We start from the raw sequence: 776 nt of genomic DNA, 5'->3' as shown, positions 1-776 counted from the left end.
GGATTAAGGATTATTCTGAAAAAATAAAACAGGATTATCGTCAGACAAGTGATTTATACTGACAATTAATTGAGTGTAGAAATACACATTAAATTGACATATATCAATATATTAATGCAGGACGTCTTGTAAATTGGCGATAAGTTCTTGAAATTTGCAGCGCTGTAGGATTCGCGACAAAGATTAACTAAAAAAATCAGAGACTAACGATTTAAGAGCATTTGCTTCTTGATTAACGCATTTCAGTTGTGGAATCCTAATTAATTTCCATCTACCGGAAAATGCATAAATTTTATAAAGGGATTATTCTGTATGGATAATCTCTTTATAATTGGATTATAAATCTTTTCCCATCAAACCTTTCTCGTTATTCTTGTTTCTGTTTCCAATGTCTTCACCCTGACTTAAATTCGAATTATTTAAATTTTCATTTACGGCGTGTGTAGGATCATTTTCTGTTTTCAATAAATGCGACTCATCTGGCTGATCTTTACGCTTAAAATCGGCACGTTTATGTCCATAAGTAGCCTCTCCATTATCCCATTCAATACCCTCCTCATTCCGGTTAATCTCCGAATTAGGATCGACATTTTTATTTTCATTCATTTCCATAGCCATTTTTTTTGTAGATACCTCTTATTTAAACAATTGGTACAATAAAAAAGTTTACTTCCGACATTAATATATAAATCGCAGCCTATTGTCTCTTTAACCGAACCCTAGCATCCATTTGCGGCTACTGTACACCTTTACTTTGATCTATCTCTGTGCTACTA

1 protein-coding gene is annotated in these 776 nt (G+C 32.9%); it reads right to left on the bottom strand.

Annotated features, from left to right (window positions below):
• Nucleotides 1–336: 336 nt before the first annotated feature.
• The gene (locus AC1DND_RS28790; protein ID WP_477586376.1) at nt 337–612 is read right to left on the bottom strand and encodes a hypothetical protein; all 276 of its coding nucleotides are present in this window, start codon (nt 610–612) and stop codon (nt 337–339) included.
• Nucleotides 613–776: the final 164 nt, after the last annotated feature.

This window comes from Pedobacter sp. 01N416, from assembly GCF_056399685.1.
This window is presented reverse-complemented; position numbering and strand designations above follow the sequence as displayed.